At 62.2% G+C, this 13,966-nt stretch carries 17 protein-coding genes and 1 tRNA gene; 7 read left to right on the plus strand and 11 right to left on the minus strand.

Annotated elements, in window-relative coordinates:
- Positions 1-560: 560 nt before the first annotated feature.
- The 6 genes from ACZ2HM_RS14685 to ACZ2HM_RS14710 form a co-directional block, all read right to left on the minus strand.
- Positions 561-974 carry a DUF2442 domain-containing protein gene (locus tag ACZ2HM_RS14685; protein ID WP_037476956.1) on the minus strand — a complete coding sequence of 138 codons (414 nt, stop codon included), beginning with the start codon at positions 972-974 and terminating at the stop codon, positions 561-563.
- On the minus strand, positions 971-1,219 hold the full coding sequence (locus ACZ2HM_RS14690) for a DUF4160 domain-containing protein (RefSeq protein WP_037476954.1): 249 nt from the start codon (positions 1,217-1,219) through the stop codon (positions 971-973). Before ACZ2HM_RS14690 ends, ACZ2HM_RS14685 begins: the two co-directional genes overlap by 4 nt.
- Before the next feature lie 47 nt (positions 1,220-1,266).
- Positions 1,267-1,533 carry a type II toxin-antitoxin system RelE family toxin gene (locus tag ACZ2HM_RS14695; protein WP_037476952.1) on the minus strand — a complete coding sequence of 89 codons (267 nt, stop codon included), beginning with the start codon at positions 1,531-1,533 and terminating at the stop codon, positions 1,267-1,269.
- A complete protein-coding gene (gene relB / locus ACZ2HM_RS14700; RefSeq protein ID WP_037476950.1) occupies positions 1,517-1,735 on the minus strand; it encodes a type II toxin-antitoxin system RelB family antitoxin in 219 nt (72 codons plus the stop codon). The genes ACZ2HM_RS14695 and relB overlap by 17 nt, the downstream gene beginning before the upstream one ends.
- A gap of 70 nt (positions 1,736-1,805) precedes the next feature.
- On the minus strand, positions 1,806-2,093 hold the full coding sequence (locus ACZ2HM_RS14705; RefSeq protein WP_037476948.1) for a type II toxin-antitoxin system RelE/ParE family toxin: 288 nt from the start codon (positions 2,091-2,093) through the stop codon (positions 1,806-1,808).
- On the minus strand, positions 2,093-2,335 hold the full coding sequence (locus tag ACZ2HM_RS14710; RefSeq protein ID WP_052027793.1) for a type II toxin-antitoxin system ParD family antitoxin: 243 nt from the start codon (positions 2,333-2,335) through the stop codon (positions 2,093-2,095). Before ACZ2HM_RS14710 ends, ACZ2HM_RS14705 begins: the two co-directional genes overlap by 1 nt.
- A gap of 85 nt (positions 2,336-2,420) precedes the next feature.
- On the opposite strand from ACZ2HM_RS14710, the gene ACZ2HM_RS14715 reads away from it, so the two are divergent.
- Both ACZ2HM_RS14715 and ACZ2HM_RS14720 read left to right on the plus strand, forming a co-directional pair.
- Entirely contained in the window at positions 2,421-2,648 is a 228-nt protein-coding gene (locus ACZ2HM_RS14715) for an AbrB/MazE/SpoVT family DNA-binding domain-containing protein (protein ID WP_081912942.1), read from the plus strand.
- A 6-nt stretch (positions 2,649-2,654) separates the two neighbouring features.
- Positions 2,655-3,062 carry a type II toxin-antitoxin system death-on-curing family toxin gene (locus tag ACZ2HM_RS14720; protein ID WP_470425549.1) on the plus strand — a complete coding sequence of 136 codons (408 nt, stop codon included), beginning with the start codon at positions 2,655-2,657 and terminating at the stop codon, positions 3,060-3,062.
- Positions 3,063-3,074: 12 nt separating this feature from the next.
- Here ACZ2HM_RS14720 and ACZ2HM_RS14725 read toward each other — a convergent pair whose 3' ends face one another.
- Positions 3,075-3,392 (minus strand): hypothetical protein, encoded by a 318-nt coding sequence (locus ACZ2HM_RS14725; RefSeq protein ID WP_043150137.1) that lies wholly within the window; start codon positions 3,390-3,392, stop codon positions 3,075-3,077.
- A gap of 251 nt (positions 3,393-3,643) precedes the next feature.
- Between ACZ2HM_RS14725 and ACZ2HM_RS14730 the strand changes: the two genes are divergently transcribed.
- Positions 3,644-5,497: an ABCB family ABC transporter ATP-binding protein/permease gene (locus tag ACZ2HM_RS14730; protein WP_470425550.1), complete on the plus strand. Its 1,854-nt coding sequence runs from the start codon at positions 3,644-3,646 to the stop codon at positions 5,495-5,497.
- 108 nt (positions 5,498-5,605) lie between these two features.
- Here the strand turns inward: ACZ2HM_RS14730 and ACZ2HM_RS14735 are convergent, their stop codons facing one another.
- Together ACZ2HM_RS14735 and ACZ2HM_RS14740 are read right to left on the minus strand one after the other, a co-directional pair.
- Positions 5,606-6,001, minus strand: coding sequence for an acyl-CoA thioesterase (locus ACZ2HM_RS14735; protein ID WP_470426864.1), 396 nt, complete (start codon positions 5,999-6,001; stop codon positions 5,606-5,608).
- Between the two features lie 122 nt (positions 6,002-6,123).
- The gene (locus ACZ2HM_RS14740; RefSeq protein WP_470425551.1) at positions 6,124-8,184 is read right to left on the minus strand and encodes a S9 family peptidase; all 2,061 of its coding nucleotides are present in this window, start codon (positions 8,182-8,184) and stop codon (positions 6,124-6,126) included.
- 121 nt (positions 8,185-8,305) lie between these two features.
- On the opposite strand from ACZ2HM_RS14740, the gene ACZ2HM_RS14745 reads away from it, so the two are divergent.
- Positions 8,306-10,096, plus strand: coding sequence for an aminopeptidase P family protein (locus ACZ2HM_RS14745; protein WP_470425552.1), 1,791 nt, complete (start codon positions 8,306-8,308; stop codon positions 10,094-10,096).
- Here ACZ2HM_RS14745 and ACZ2HM_RS14750 read toward each other — a convergent pair.
- Positions 10,093-10,218 carry a hypothetical protein gene (locus tag ACZ2HM_RS14750; RefSeq protein WP_257785054.1) on the minus strand — a complete coding sequence of 42 codons (126 nt, stop codon included), beginning with the start codon at positions 10,216-10,218 and terminating at the stop codon, positions 10,093-10,095. The two genes, ACZ2HM_RS14745 and ACZ2HM_RS14750, sit on opposite strands and share 4 nt — an antisense overlap.
- Before the next feature lie 115 nt (positions 10,219-10,333).
- Between ACZ2HM_RS14750 and ACZ2HM_RS14755 the strand changes: the two genes are divergently transcribed.
- Positions 10,334-10,408: transfer RNA gene (locus tag ACZ2HM_RS14755), tRNA-Thr, on the plus strand.
- A 299-nt stretch (positions 10,409-10,707) separates the two neighbouring features.
- Here the strand turns inward: ACZ2HM_RS14755 and ACZ2HM_RS14760 are convergent.
- Positions 10,708-11,538 carry a helix-turn-helix transcriptional regulator gene (locus tag ACZ2HM_RS14760; RefSeq protein WP_037473128.1) on the minus strand — a complete coding sequence of 277 codons (831 nt, stop codon included), beginning with the start codon at positions 11,536-11,538 and terminating at the stop codon, positions 10,708-10,710.
- Between the two features lie 98 nt (positions 11,539-11,636).
- Here ACZ2HM_RS14760 and ACZ2HM_RS14765 point away from each other — a divergent pair, with 98 nt between their 5' ends.
- Positions 11,637-12,545, plus strand: coding sequence for an SDR family oxidoreductase (locus ACZ2HM_RS14765; RefSeq protein WP_470425553.1), 909 nt, complete (start codon positions 11,637-11,639; stop codon positions 12,543-12,545).
- A 307-nt stretch (positions 12,546-12,852) separates the two neighbouring features.
- A complete protein-coding gene (locus ACZ2HM_RS14770) occupies positions 12,853-13,869 on the plus strand; it encodes an AraC family transcriptional regulator (RefSeq protein ID WP_237748769.1) in 1,017 nt (338 codons plus the stop codon).
- Positions 13,870-13,966: the final 97 nt, after the last annotated feature.

The following is a 13,966-nucleotide window of genomic DNA, read 5'->3' on the forward strand; positions in this document are numbered from 1 at the left end:
GGCCCCCTTTTTCACGGCTTGTTGCTAGGCGTAACGGATGAGCGTCCATGTCGTCGCCGCCCCATTATAAGGAGGCATCCGATTGCCCTCGGCGATCGGCGCGGTGGTGGTCCCATTCGCTGGTTTCCACACCCCGGATTCGGGGCAGTTTTCCCCGGTGCGAGCAGTTGTTCCGATAGGCTTAGACATTGTTTTTCCTTCGTTTGGCGTCAATGATTAGCCACACTCATTGACGGCGTGAAGGAGGGTGCTTTATGCTCCGCCTCGCGTGTCCTAACGCACGAGGTGGGTGACTACCTCCCGGCCTCGGTTGTCGTTGCTGCGACTTCCGAGGCCGTTTTGGTATCCTAATAATTAACTCACCGCAATACACCACGTTATACTGAATGGTAGTTCATCACGATGATGAACTACGTAGGCATGTTGTTCAACGGCATTGGGTGTGATATGCGTGGCTGGTCACGTTCGATGAACAACGTGTTGCCGTTGGACCGTGATCTCTGGGTGGCGTGATCTGTAAAAAGGATCACGCCATTTCTGGATACAGGTTGTCACTGATATCACCCCACCTTCTTCGGCCGCCCACCCTTCGCCCCATTAGCCCGCGCCGCCGCTGCTTTGGCGGGCGATGTCACGCTGCCCGCGCGCCGCGCCAGTTCGCGCATCCATGCCTTGGTGCCAAATGATCCGGCCATCAGTGCCGGAACGGAGAGGTCGACGTCCAGCACCTCCCAATGCAGGCCAAAGCCCGCGCCCGCAATCTCCACCTCTGCCAGTTGATCGGGCGTGGCCGCTTCCAGCCCTTGCCCCAGGCTGGGCGGAAAGGCGAATGTTGCGCCGCTGGCTAGGTCGACGATGATGCGCGCCGCCTTGCGATCATAACGCGCGGCCAGCGCGCGCGGTTCGTTGGCCAGCGCGTCCCGCCCCCGCGCCTCTGCCGCGTCGATCTGCGCATCGGACCAGTGATCCGTCATTCCTCATCTCCATGTATCGCCCGCCAGTGCGTCATGAACGCCGCCTGCCGCTCCAGCACCACATCCATCGCTCGCCTGCGATCCGCCGCTTTCATGCCGATCGCATATAGGAGTTGGGGCAGTGCGCCATCCGGCGACAGCGCGACCTTCAACTCGCCATTGCCCAGCACATGGACATGCGGCGGCTCATGATCGTGCGTGTAGATGACGAAGCGCATGCCATGCGCACGATGGATCGTAACCATGGCGATAAATAACCTATCGGTTGGGTTATTTCAAGCGAGCAACGAGTTCACCGATAAACCTCCCGCCGATGCGCAACCCGCACCACGATAATCACCACCCGCTCATCCTCGATCCGCGCCACCACGCGATAATCGCCGACCCGCCAGCGCCAATAGCCTGCATGGTCGCCGGTCAGCGCGCTGCCCAGCGTACGCGGATCGTCCAGCGTGGCGATCCGTTCCTCCAATGTCGTAATGATCCGCCGGGCCACGCTACGGTCGAGTTTCTTCAACTCCTTTACCGCATCGGGCAGAAACTCAATCCGCCAGGCCAAGATCGCGCTTCACATCGGCAAGTGGAATGGCGTCGCCCGCGCGAAAACCCTTCATCCGTTCCTCGGCGAGATAAAAATCTTCCAGATCATCCAGATGCGCCTCGATTGCTTCGCGCGCATAAAATGTCTTTGTCCGCCCCGTTCGCGCTGCCAGCGCATCAAGGCGGCTCTCCAATTCAGGCGTCAGGCGCACGGCAAGCATATCAGCCTCCAGGGGTCGCTATACATATATAGCACTTGCCCCGGACACGCAATCGCACGCTACACGCCCGTCAAAAATGCCGCGCCGGGTCCATCGCCTTGTGCAGCACGCGGACGATCAGCACGATATCGCCGTCGAGCCGATAATGAACGAGATGCTCCCCGGCGGGCAGCGTTCTTATGCCCGCTTTAATGTCTGGCCTCGCCATACCCAAAGCCGGATAATCCAGCAGCCGACCGAATGTCGCATGGATCATCCGCAAATAGGCTTCCGCACGATCCCGCCCATGGGCAGTCATGCCATAGTCCAGAATGGCGTCCAGATCGGCATCCGCCGCCTGACTGATCAGGACGTGCATCAGGCTATGCCGTCCCGCTTCCTCCGGTCGGCAATAATATCCTCGATCGTCCTGTCACTAACCCCGGACGCGAGCCCTTCTTCGATCGCGGCACGCAAGATGCGCAGCTTTTCCTCCGCTTCCTGCTCGCGTCGAACCAGGTCGCGGACATAATCGCTGCTGCTGCTGTAGCGGCCTTCGGCGACGCGGGCCTCTATCCAGCTTTTGAGGCCATCGGGGAGCGAGATGTTCATCTGTGCCATGGCCATAATACCTACAATATTGCGCTAATATTGACAAGAAGCGCGGCCGTTGCACCCTCGCCGCCATCCATGTTATAACGCGCGTATGAACATGCCCCTCAAAATCACCAAGATCGGCAACAGCGCCGGAGTCATCCTGCCCAAGGAATTGCTGGCGCAGCTGCGCGTCGGGCCTGGGGATATGCTCTATGTTACCGAATCCCCCGATGGCGTGCGCTTGACCGCGGCCAATCCCGACTTTGAATCGAAGATGGATCTGGCCGAGCAGATCATGCGCGAGGATCGCGACATATTGCGCGTGCTGGCGAAGTAAGCGGACATGGTGGAAACCGGCGAGCAGCGCCGCGAGCCGGTCTGGATCGAAAAGCCCGTCGCGTTTGCCATTCATGACCGCCAACTGGCCGAACATGGCGGCGGCACCGGCGTTCGCGATGACGGTTTGCTTGAGTCCGCGCTCGCGCGTCCGCTCAACCAGTGGACTTATGGCGAGGAGGATCACTGCCAACTGGCCGCTGCCTATGCTTTCGGCGTCGTGCGCAACCATCCCTTCGTCGATGGCAACAAGCGCACCGGCTGGGTGCTGGCGCGCTTGTTTCTGGCGCTCAACGGCATCGCCCTAAGTTTCGACGCGGGCGACGCGACCCGCACCATGCTGGAGTTCGCCGCCGGGGATCTGGGCGAAGCGGACCTTGCCGACTGGTTCCGCCAGCACCTCGCCCCCGCCTGACCGCGCGCTCCCTTACCCCCGCTCGCGCGCCTTGATTTTGCGCACGTCGGCCAGCTGCCCCATCAGTATCGCCAGCGCGTCGCGTTCCGGCTGGGGCAGGTCCGTCGTGTCGAAATGGCGGATCAATATTTCGAGCGCATCACCGATGCGGCCGATCTGGCGGCCATAGCTGCCGACTTCGTCCAGCACCGTGCGTTCGATGTCGGGGCGCGCCGTCTGCCCCAGGGTGATGTTGACGAGGCCGATCTGCCCGCCATTTTGCGTCCAATAAAGCGGATTGATCGCCTGCCACAATTGTTCGGGTGCCAGCGCCATGGTGAAGGGTTGCATCGGGCCGTCCTTCGCTCGTTCGAGACGAACCGAAAGCTGCCATGGCGGACGCGCCGACGCAAGCGCGCTGTCCTACTGGCGGCACCGCTGCTATGCTTCCGTCTCAACTTTGCGATAGGACCAGGCCGGCGCAACATACTATCGCAATGTGCAGGAAAAGTGCGAAGCTAAGGCCTCGACACCGCATGTCCCTCAGCCCGCACCCTCCTTGCCACTGGACCGCCCGGCCATAACCCCTACATAGCAGGCCCATGCCTCCCGAAACGCCCGAAACCGCTCCCTTGCCGCCCGTCTGGGCGACCTTCCGCCGCTTCCTGCCCTATTTGTGGCCGGTCGATGCGCCCGCGCTGCGTCGCCGCGTCGCCATCGCCATGCTGCTGGTGCTGCTCGCCAAGCTCATCAGCATCGCCATGCCCTTTGCTTATAAGGGCGTGATCGACCGGATGGCACCGGGCATGGAACCGGCGGTCGGCCTCGCCATCGCGCTGGTGCTGGTCTATGCCGGTGCGCGGTTCAGCGCGGTCCTGTTCGACAATCTGCGCAATGCCGTGTTCGAGAAGGTAGGGCAGGAGGCCAGCCGTCGCCTGGCCGATGACGTGTTCGTCCATCTCCACCGCCTGTCGCTGCGCTTCCATCTCGACCGCCGCACCGGGGCGGTCACCAAGATCGTCGAGCGCGGCACCAAGAGCATCGACACGATGCTCTATTTCCTGCTGTTCAACATCGCCCCCACCATCATCGAGCTGGTCGCGGTCTGCGCCATCTTCCTGTTCAAGTTCGGCTGGGGCCTGGTCGCCGCCACGCTCGTCATGGTGGTCGCCTATATCTGGTTCACCCGTACCGTCACCGAATGGCGCAACCAGCTGCGCCGCGACATGGTGGACATGGACACCAGCGCGGTCGCCCATGCAGTCGACAGCCTGCTCAATTTCGAAACGGTCAAATATTTCGGCGCGGAACAGCGCGAGGCCGACCGTTATAGCGGGGCGATGCGCCGCTATGCCAAAGCCGCGATCAAGAGCGAGAACAGCCTCGCCTGGCTCAATGTCGGCCAGTCGCTGATCACCAACCTGATGATGGCGGGCGCGATGGCCTATAGCGTGTGGGGCTGGAGCGTCGGCCAGTTCACCACCGGCGACGTCGTGCTGGTCAATACGCTGCTCGCCCAGCTGTTCCGCCCGCTCGACCTGCTCGGCATGGTCTATCGCACCATCCGCCAGGGGCTGATCGACATGGAGGCGATGTATCAACTGATCGACACCCAGGCCGAGGTCGCCGATGCGCCGGACGCGACGGTGCTACGGGCACCGGGCGGCGCGGTGCGGTTCGATCATGTCCGCTTCGGCTATGATCCAGAACGCGAGATTTTGCATGACGTGAGTTTCGAGGTGCCCGCCGGGCATACGCTGGCGATCGTCGGGCCTTCGGGCGCGGGCAAGTCCACCATCGCGCGCATCCTGTTCCGCTTCTACGATATCCAGTCGGGCCAGGTGACGATCGACGGGCAGGATATCGCCAAGGTGACCCAGGCCTCGCTGCGTGCCGCGATCGGCATCGTGCCACAGGACATGGTTCTGTTCAACGACACGGTCGGCTATAATATCGGCTATGGCCGCGAAGGCGCATCGCAAGCCGAAATCGAAGCCGCCGCCAAGGCCGCGTCGATCCACGACTTCATCCTCAGCCTCCCCAAAGGCTATGACACCCGCGTCGGCGAGCGTGGCCTCAAGCTGTCGGGCGGGGAAAAGCAGCGCGTGGCGATTGCGCGGACATTGCTCAAGGACCCGCCCTTGCTGGTGCTGGACGAAGCGACCAGCGCGCTCGACAGCCGCACCGAAACCGAGATTCAGACGGTGCTGCGCGACATCAGTCGCAAGCGCACGACGCTGGTGGTCGCCCACCGCCTGTCCACCGTGGTCGATGCCGAAGAGATTATCGTGCTCGACCAGGGCCGCATCGTCGAACGCGGCCGCCATGCCGATCTGGTGCGCGCCGATGGCCTCTACGCGCTGATGTGGAACCGGCAGGCGAGCGAGCGGGAAGCACTGCCCGGTGAGGAGTCGGGAATTGGCGATGTGTTCGAGGTGGTGGTGCCGTCGCCCTGACCTGTTCTCCGGCGTAGGCCGGAGTCCAGAAGCCCCAGGCGCGGTGCCAAGTCGCCCTGGGCCCCGGCCTCCGCCGGGGAACAGTTCTATGCCTCGTGCGTCACGGCCTCAATCCACGAAGTTCGCCGCCACCTCCGGCGGCACGCGCAGGATGCGGCCGGTGGCTTTGTCGATGATCGCCCAAGTGGATTTGGCCGCCACCTTCACCTTGCCGTCGGCCCCCACAAATTCCATCATCCGGTCGAACCGCGCGCCGCGGGGTGCCTCTGGGATCCAGGTGCTCGCGGTGACGCTTTCGCCCGCCGTCACATTGCCGCGATAGTCGATCTCATGCCGGGTCACGACCCAGATATAAGCATCGACATGCGCCGGGTCGGCGTCGCGGTTCCAATGGTCGACCGACACCCGCTCCATCCACTGGACCCAGACCGCATTGTTCACATGGCCGAGGATGTCGATGTCGTCGGGGGTGGCGGTGATCTGGCAGCTGTAGGATGATGGCATGGTCTGGGTTCCGAGTTTCAAAGCCCCTCCCCTTCAGGGGAGGGGTTGGGGTGGGGGCTATCAATCACGGGCAGCACAGGGGGCACGCCCCCCCCCCTGCCCCTCCGCTGAAGGGAGGGGAGTTAGGATGCTAACCCCAACTGCCACAGCAGAAACGCAAATTCCTCTGCCGTCTCATGCAAACTCTCGAACCGGCCCGACTTGCCGCCATGGCCCGCGCCCATATTGGTCTTGAGCAGCAGGATATTGTCGTCGGTCTTGTTGGCGCGCAGCCTGGCCACCCATTTGGCCGGTTCCCAATAGGTGACGCGCGGATCGTTGAGGCCCGCCGTCACCATCAGCGGCGGATAGGCCTGTGCGGTCACATTATTATACGGATCATAGCCCAGTATCGTCTCGAACGCCGCCTTGTCCGCGATCGGATTGCCCCATTCGGGCCATTCGCCCGGCGTCAGCGGCAGCGTTTCGTCCAGCATCGTGTTTAGCACATCGACGAAGGGCACATGCGCCACTACCGCGCCCCACAGGTCGGGATCGCTATTGATCACCGCGCCCATCAGCTCCCCGCCCGCAGACCCGCCCGAAATCCCGATCTTGCCCGCTGCCGTATAGCCCAAGTCGATCAGCCCCTTTGCCACGTCCACGAAATCGGTGAAGGTGTTGGTGCGCTTGTCGAGCTTGCCATCGAGATACCATTGCTGGCCGAGGTCATCGCCGCCGCGAATATGCGCGAGCGCGAACACCATGCCGCGATCCAGCAGCGACAGCCGCCCAGTCGAAAAGCCCGGCTCCATCGCCAGCCCATAGGCGCCATAGCCGTAGAGATGCAGCGGCGCGCTGCCGTCGCGGGGCAGATCCTTGGGGTAGACGATCGACACGGGAATCGCGGTGCCGTCGCGCGCCGGGATCATCAGCCGTTCGGTCGTGTAGCGACTGGCGTCATAGCCCGATGGGATGGCCTGTACCTTCAACTCTTCGAGCCGTCCGTCGTCGAGATGATAGTCATAGATGGTGTCGGGCGTGACCATCGATTCATAGCCGATGCGCAGCTTCGTCACATCATATTCGGGATTATCGTCCAACCCCGCGCAATAGCTGGCTTCGGGGAAGGGGATGCGCTTTGGCGTATGGGTAGCGTAATCGCGCAGTTCGATCTGGTCGAGCCCGTCCTGCCGCCCCTCGGTGACGTAGAAACGCTGGAACAGGGTGAAGTCGGTCAGGTAGAAATGATCGTCGGGCGCGATCACCTGCGTCCATTGGTCGGGCGCGTCGAGCGAGGCCGTCACCAACCGGAAATTGGGGTGGGCATCGTTGGCGCGGATATAGAGGCGGCCCTCATGCTCATCGACATCATATTCGCGACCCGGCTGGCGCGGCGCGACCAGGATCGGGTCGGCCAGCGGATTGTCGGCGGGGATCAGCCAGGCTTCGGTCGTCACATGGTCGCCGGTGGCGATGACGATCCATTTTTCCGAGGAGGTCAGGCCGACGGAGACGCGGAAGCCTTCATCATCCTCATGGAAAAGTTCGACGTCGCTCGCGACGCTCTGGCCCAGCCAGTGGAGCCGCGTATTGTCCGTGCGCCAATTATCATTGGCGATGCCGTAGAGCAGCCCCTTGCTGTCGCTGGTCCACACCAAAGATGACAACGTATCGGGGATGATTTCGGGCAGGATCTCGCCGCTCAGCAGATCCTTGATCCGCGCCTCGAACCGTTCGGAGCCGTTGGTGTCGATCGCATAGGCGAGATAGCGGCCATCGGGGCTGACCGACATCGCGCCCAGCCGGAAATAGTCATGCCCCTGCGCCAGCGCGGTTTCGTCCAGGATCAGCTGATCCGGCCCGCCCGCCACAGGCTTGCGATACCATTTGCGATATTGCGCGCCGATTTCGAAAGCGCGCCAATAGATATAGTCGCCATCCTTCTGCGGCACCGACTGGTCGTCTTCCTTGATCCGCCCCTTCATCTCGGCGAACAATGTGTCGGTCAGCGCTTTGTGCGGGGCCATCGCCGCTTCGAAATAACGGTTTTCTTCCGCCAGATAGTCCAGCACTTGGCTGTCCGTTACCTCCGGGTAGCCAGGGTCGCGCAGCCAGGCATAATCATCGGTCAGGGTGATGCCATGATGGGTGAAGCTGTGCGGACGGCGGGCGGCAACGGGCGGCTGGGAAAGATCGGTCATTCAGTGTCCATATATGATCGGGTCGTTTTGATCGGGTCGGCGGCGCTGGCATAAGCGCCTTTGCCTGCTTATGTTGTCGCCTTTGCGGCCTGCGCAAGGGCCGATAGACAAGGAAGCATGAATGTCCACCTATGAAGACCGGCTGAAGGCGCTGCGCGCGCAGTTGGTGCGCGTGTCGCTCGACGGCTTCGTCGTACCGCTAACCGATGAACATATGAGCGAATATGTCGGCGCCTATGCGCAGCGGCTCGCCTGGCTGACGGGGTTTCAGGGGTCGGCGGGCAGCGCGGTGGTGCTGCCGGAGCAGGCGGCGATCTTCACTGACGGCCGCTATACCTTGCAGGTGCGCGAGCAGGTGGACGGGGCGCATTGGGCCTATGAAAGCGTGCCGCAGACCTCGATCGCCGACTGGCTGGGCATCCATGCCCCCAGCGGCGGCCGGATCGGTTATGACCCCTGGCTGCATACCAGCGCTTGGGTGAAGGCGGCGAGCGCAGCACTGGCGAAGAAGGGGGCGACCTTGGTCGCAGTCGACACCAACCCGATCGACGCGGTCTGGCCCGACCGCCCCGCGCCCAGCGCCGCACGGCTGGTGGTGCATGAGGACCGCTTCGCCGGGCGTAGCGCCGCCGACAAACGACAGGCGATCGCCGACTGGCTGGTGGAGACGGGCGCGGATGCCGCCGTGCTGTCCGCGCTCGATTCGATCGCCTGGGCCTTCAACATCCGCGGCAAGGATGTCGATCGCACGCCCGTAGCGCTCGCCTATGCCATCATCCATGCCGATGCGACCGCCGACCTCTATGTCGCGCCGGAAAAGATGGACGAGAACGTCGCCCAGCATCTGGGTAACGCCGTGCGGGTCAGCGATGGTGTGAACTTCGCCGCCGCGCTGCAGGATTTTGCCGGAAAGACGGTGGTCGCCGACCCCGAACGGGCGGTGGCGGCGATCTTCGACGCGCTGGAACAGGGCGGCGCGACCGTGCTGCCGCTGCGCGACCCGGCAGTGCTGCCCAAGGCGATCAAGAACGACGTCGAGATTGCCGGGCACAAGGCCGCGCAGGCGCGCGATGGGGCGGCGCTCAGCCGCTTCCTCCATTGGGTGTCGGTCGAAGCGCCCAAGGGTGGCCTGACTGAAATGTCCGCCGCCGACCGGCTGGAAGCCTTCCGCAAGGAGACCGGCCTGCTCGAAGATCTGTCGTTCGACACGATCAGCGGCGCGGGACCGAATGGCGCGGTGGTTCATTATCGGGTGGAGGACAAGACCAACCGCCCGATCGAGAGTGGCACGCTCTATCTGGTCGATTCGGGCGGCCAATATCGCGACGGCACCACCGACGTCACCCGTACGCTGGCGATCGGCACGCCGACCCGCGAGATGCAGGAGCGGTTTACGCTGGTGTTGAAGGGCCATGTCGCGCTGGTGCGGGCCGTGTTCCCGGTGGGAACGCGCGGCGGCCAGCTCGACATATTGGCCCGGCAATATCTGTGGGCGCAGGGGCTGGATTATGCCCATGGCACCGGCCATGGCGTCGGCAGCTTCCTGTCGGTGCATGAAGGACCGCAGCGGATCGCGACCTTCGGCGGCGGTGACGAGCCGTTGCAGGCGGGGATGATCCTGTCCAACGAGCCGGGCTATTACAAGACCGGCGCATATGGCATCCGCATCGAAAATCTGGTGCTGGTCGAGGAACGCGCCGTGCCGGGGGCGGAAAAGCCGATGCTGGGGTTCGAAACGCTGACCTTCGCGCCGATCGACCGGACGCTGATCGCCACCGACATGTTGAGCGCGGAAGAGCAGGCGTGGATCGACAGCTATCATGCCCAGGTGCTGGACGTGGTCGGGCCGCAACTGGAGGGCGACGCGCTGGCGTGGCTCAAGGCCGCCTGCGCGCCTTTACAGCGCGGTTAATCCTTGGCGGGATCGGGCGCGGGAGCGGGTGGCGTCTCCCGCGCCTGCGCCTTGCGACGGCGCAGATTGTCGCGCAACGCCTGCGCCAGTCGCGCCTTTTTGTCATCCTGTGTCTCGGCCATGCCGACGCCCTAAGCAAATTGCATCATCCGCCGCAACCCGCCTTGACAAGGGCAGCGCACGCAGCCATAGGCCCGGCTCCCAGCGCGACGAGCGCTTGCGGATGAGAAACAGAGTGCTGCTGTAGCTCAGTGGTAGAGCGCGTCATTGGTAATGACGAGGTCGGGAGTTCAATCCTCCCCAGCAGCACCATTTTTATCCCCTAAATTCCATCGATTGCCGGAGTGTTTCGCTTGGCCATTGGGCTTGGCCGTCAAGCAGCCGGATCGCGGCGTCGATCCGCTGTCCATAACAGTTGCACAACGATCCAATGCGACCATGGCGCATTCTGGCACGCGGCCCTTGCGCCAACGGCGACCGGCACATTCGGAGGATCAGGCAAGCGTGACGGACGAACAGACTACCGCCGCAGCATGGTTTCAGGGCAGGTCGGGAGATAGTCACGAAAACCGAACCGACAGGGGATGCTCCCGATTCAGCGCCCCTACAATTTAGCCTGTCGCCTGAGCCATGAGCGCTTCAACACGGCGGGCGGATTCGCGCGACGCGGGGTTATAGACGAGCATGCCCAGGTCCGGGCGACCATCGACGGCAAAAACGGAAAATTCCAGTTCGATCAGACCATGTTCGGGATGGCGCAAACGCTTGAACCCGTCAGCATGGCCTATGACGTCATTCTCGCGCCACAATGCTGCAAATTCCGGGCTGGCGCTCGACAATTCATCGACCAGCTGCTGGATTTCGACCCCTGCTCCGGCGCGCGCGGCGTCGGCGCGAAAGGCGCCCACGACATAGCGCGCGACATTTAACCAGTCCGCCTGCGCCGCCCGCGTGCGAGGATTGGTGAAGATGAGGCGCAGTACGTTGCGTTCTTCGCGCGGGAGCTTGGCATAGTCGGTCAGCAGCGTCGCCGCCGCCCTGTTCCAGGCGACGACATCCCAGGTCGCCGTCTTGATGATGGCGGGGCTCAGCGGCAGCGCATCAAGCACGCGCTGAAGCCGCGGCGTGACATCGTCGCAGGCGGCATAGCGCGCCACTGGTGCGCGCCCAAGGCCGAGGATGAACAGATGCTCGCGTTCCGGTTCGGTGAGCATAAGCCCGGCGGCAAGGCGGTTGAGCACATCGGCAGACGGTGCGCCACCGCGTCCTTGCTCAAGCCAGGTGTACCAGGTGGGTGATATGTTGGCGCGCTGCGCCACTTCCTCGCGCCGCAGTCCAGGCGTCCGCCGTCGTCCACCGCCAAAGCCGAACGCAGCCGGGTCCATTCTCGACCGGCGGTCGCGCAGGAATGTGCCGAGGGGATTGCCGCTCTGGTCAGGCATAGGCATCCTGTTATAATTTATACCCTGATAAGGTCACTACTTTAACAGGATTGATGGTGGCGGAATAGCGGCAGTCGAACAATAATGGAGACGCTGCCATGCGTATTTTTCTGACCGGCGCGACCGGATTTGTCGGTTCGCTTATCCTCACAGAACTGCAATCGGCAGGGCATCAGGTGCTGGGCCTGACTCGGTCCGAGAGCGGCGCGCGCAAACTGGCCGCAGCCGGGGCGGACGTGCATCGTGGTACGATCGAAGACCTGGACAGCCTGCGCGCAGCGGCCGATCACGTCGATGCGGTGATTCATACCGCCTTTGACCATGATTTTACGACTTATGCCGCCAATTGTGAGAAGGATCGCGCGGCGATTCTGGCCATGGGTTCGGTCCTGCGCGGCTCTCGGCGGCCGTTGGTCATCACGTCCGCTACTGGAATGGGGGATGTCGGCGAAGGCCGGCCCGCCGTCGAGCATATTTTCAACGCCGATTACCCCATTCCGCGCGTTGCCAGCGAACTGGCCGGCCATGCCCTGTTGCAATCGGGCGTGGACGTTCGCGTCGTGCGGCTTCCCCAAGTGCATGACACCGTCAAACAGGGTTTGATCACCCCCTATGTCGAACATGCACGCAAGGCGGGATCGGTTGGCTATCTCGGCAAAGGGAACGACTGTTGGTCGGCGGCGCATGTCACCGATGTCGCAAGGCTGTATGTGCGGGTTCTTGAAGCGGGCAGAATGGGTGCCCGCTACCATGCGGTGGCGGAGGAAGGGGTTATGTTCCGGCATATCGCCGAGGCAGTTGCGGCGGGGCTTGGCCTGCCGGCGGTGTCGCTTTCTGCCGCCGAAGCAGAGACGCATTTTGGGTGGTTGTCGATATTCATCGGGCTCGACAAGTCGGCGTCGAGCGACTGGACCCGTGAGCAACTGGGGTGGGAACCGATCGGCCCGACGCTGCTCGGCGACCTCAGGGCGATGGACTACGCCGTTTCCGAACAGGGGGCGGCATGATGGGCGATCCACCGTTGGAGCTGCCGTGTCTGACCCGGCAATAGCCAAACAGTATCCGTTGCTGTAGTTTCGGCTCCGTTGTTGATATTTTCGGTGATTAGATATATAAATTACAGATAGACTATATTAATTAATCACGTCTGATTTTTATAGAACCAGTAGATTAGATGATTTTGTAAAATTTACATTGAATTTAATATGAAATTAAATTTATACTACGCGTGTTAATTTGAAATACTGTCAACCAGACCAGAATTTTAGATGTTTCTGACTTGATGCGGCCCCGTCAAGCTACAGGGATCATAGGATGACCAGAATGCCGGATACCGCGAAAATCTTGCCTTTTCCTCCAAATGCGGCGAAATCGGCCGTAGCGGAACCTCATCCAGAAGCGCCATCTATCGGCGCCGCCACGGCTGCGGCCGCCCCGCTGCTCGCAGCGGTGAACGAATTTATCGACGCCAAGGGCGGCGGCCAGGGGCATTTTCAGACGTCTATGGATGGCGTCCATATCATGCGCGCCTTTCAAGACATCATGCCGATCCGCCGGATGTACCGGCCATCGCTTTGCGTTGTCCTGCAAGGTACCAAGGAAATCCTCTTTGGCGAAACCGCGCTTCGCTATGCGCAGATGGAATGTCTGGTCGTCAGCATTGAATTGCCCGCAACGGGATGGATGGTCGGCGCGACCGAGGATGACCCGTTCGTCGGCGTCAATATCGAGCTTGACGTCGCCATGCTGCGGGAGGTGATGCAGCAACTCGCCGCACCGCCACGGCCCGATGGTGCGTCTAGCGCATGCGTCTTCGTGGGCAAGGTCGATATGATGCTGAGCGAGTGCGTGCTGCGCTTCGTCAGACTGGCGCAGACGCCTGAAGCCGCCGCCGTTCTATACCCCTCGACCATGCGGGAGCTATGCTATTTGCTGCTGACGGGTGCCTATGGCAGCGAACTGGCGAAGCTGGCGCTGCCCGAAACCCATACCGAGCGGGTCGCCAGGGCAATCTACCTGCTACGTCAGAATTTCAACCAGACATTGCGGGTCGAACAATTGGCGGACGCCGCGCGGATGAGCCTCTCGTCCTTCCATCAGCATTTCAAGACGATGACGTCGATGACGCCCGTGCAGTTTCAGAAGCAATTGCGCCTGTTGGAAGCAAGACGCCTGATGGTCAGCGACGCGATCAATGTATCGGAAGCGGCCTATCAAGTGGGATATGAGAGCGCCTCGCAATTCAGTCGGGAATATGCCCGGACATTTGGCGTCGCGCCCAAGCGCGATGTGTTGAATTACAAGGCGTTGCTGGCCGCCGGATCGCGCTAGGATCAGGCAAGTTTTCCCCTCTATCCGGCATGGAGCTTTGCGGTCTGTCCCCTATCCTGCTTTTCAAGATGCCGACATCGGCCCTTTTGAAAGGCAG

This window comes from Sphingobium sp. KKT206 (assembly GCF_055640555.1).

Excerpts from the sequence above, each read along its gene's own strand:
- ACZ2HM_RS14685 (WP_037476956.1), bottom strand. The coding sequence starts at position 974 with ATGACGGATCACTGGTCCGATGCGCAGATCGACGCGGCAGAGGCGCGG.
- ACZ2HM_RS14690 (WP_037476954.1), bottom strand. The coding sequence starts at position 1,219 with ATGGTTACGATCCATCGTGCGCATGGCATGCGCTTCGTCATCTACACG.
- relB (WP_037476950.1), bottom strand. The coding sequence starts at position 1,735 with ATGCTTGCCGTGCGCCTGACGCCTGAATTGGAGAGCCGCCTTGATGCG.
- ACZ2HM_RS14705 (WP_037476948.1), bottom strand. The coding sequence starts at position 2,093 with ATGCACGTCCTGATCAGTCAGGCGGCGGATGCCGATCTGGACGCCATT.
- ACZ2HM_RS14710 (WP_052027793.1), bottom strand. The coding sequence starts at position 2,335 with ATGGCACAGATGAACATCTCGCTCCCCGATGGCCTCAAAAGCTGGATA.
- ACZ2HM_RS14715 (WP_081912942.1), top strand. The coding sequence starts at position 2,421 with ATGAACATGCCCCTCAAAATCACCAAGATCGGCAACAGCGCCGGAGTC.
- ACZ2HM_RS14720 (WP_470425549.1), top strand. The coding sequence starts at position 2,655 with ATGGTGGAAACCGGCGAGCAGCGCCGCGAGCCGGTCTGGATCGAAAAG.
- ACZ2HM_RS14725 (WP_043150137.1), bottom strand. The coding sequence starts at position 3,392 with ATGCAACCCTTCACCATGGCGCTGGCACCCGAACAATTGTGGCAGGCG.
- ACZ2HM_RS14730 (WP_470425550.1), top strand. The coding sequence starts at position 3,644 with ATGCCTCCCGAAACGCCCGAAACCGCTCCCTTGCCGCCCGTCTGGGCG.
- ACZ2HM_RS14735 (WP_470426864.1), bottom strand. The coding sequence starts at position 6,001 with ATGCCATCATCCTACAGCTGCCAGATCACCGCCACCCCCGACGACATC.
- ACZ2HM_RS14740 (WP_470425551.1), bottom strand. The coding sequence starts at position 8,184 with ATGACCGATCTTTCCCAGCCGCCCGTTGCCGCCCGCCGTCCGCACAGC.
- ACZ2HM_RS14745 (WP_470425552.1), top strand. The coding sequence starts at position 8,306 with ATGTCCACCTATGAAGACCGGCTGAAGGCGCTGCGCGCGCAGTTGGTG.
- ACZ2HM_RS14750 (WP_257785054.1), bottom strand. The coding sequence starts at position 10,218 with ATGGCCGAGACACAGGATGACAAAAAGGCGCGACTGGCGCAGGCGTTG.
- ACZ2HM_RS14760 (WP_037473128.1), bottom strand. The coding sequence starts at position 11,538 with ATGCCTGACCAGAGCGGCAATCCCCTCGGCACATTCCTGCGCGACCGC.
- ACZ2HM_RS14765 (WP_470425553.1), top strand. The coding sequence starts at position 11,637 with ATGCGTATTTTTCTGACCGGCGCGACCGGATTTGTCGGTTCGCTTATC.
- ACZ2HM_RS14770 (WP_237748769.1), top strand. The coding sequence starts at position 12,853 with ATGACCAGAATGCCGGATACCGCGAAAATCTTGCCTTTTCCTCCAAAT.